Origin of the sequence: Paraburkholderia sp. BR14320 (assembly GCF_040948665.1) — a bacterium.
In the GTDB taxonomy this organism is placed as follows: domain Bacteria; phylum Pseudomonadota; class Gammaproteobacteria; order Burkholderiales; family Burkholderiaceae; genus Paraburkholderia; species Paraburkholderia youngii.
Map to the genome: position 1 here is coordinate 1 of NZ_JBFPKG010000266.1, position 452 is coordinate 452.

The window sequence follows — 452 nt, forward strand, 5'->3', positions numbered from 1 at the left end:
ATACGCCGCCTCCGTGCGGTTCAGCTCCTCCAGCAGATACCCGCGCTCCGCCGCCGGCAGGATATCGATGCGCTCCACCGGCTGGCCCGCGTCCGCAACCATCGCCCGCAGCAGCGCCAGCAGATAATCCCGCTGCCGCCTGACCGTCGACTCTTCGAACAGCGCCGTGGCATAGCCCAGCGTGCCCACGATCCGCCCGTCACACTCGCCTACGTTCAGCTCCAGCTCGAACCGGATCTGCCCGGGCGCATTGTCCACCACCTCCTCCACGCCCAGCCCGGGAAGATCGAGCCGCCCCGGCGCGTTATTCTGCCAGGCCAGCATTACCTGGAACAGCGGCGTGTGATCAAGCGCCCGGGGCGGCTGCACGATCTCCACCACCTGCTCGAATGGCAGGTCCTGATGCTCCTGCGCCCCCAGGGCCGTACGCCGTGTCCGCTCCAGAAGCGTCG

Annotated in this window: 1 protein-coding gene; it reads right to left on the reverse strand. The window is 68.4% G+C overall.

The genetic code is table 11. The features are described from left to right. The coding region (locus AB3X89_RS40245) for a condensation domain-containing protein (RefSeq protein WP_368588059.1) at nucleotides 1-452 on the reverse strand (452 nt) is incomplete at both ends.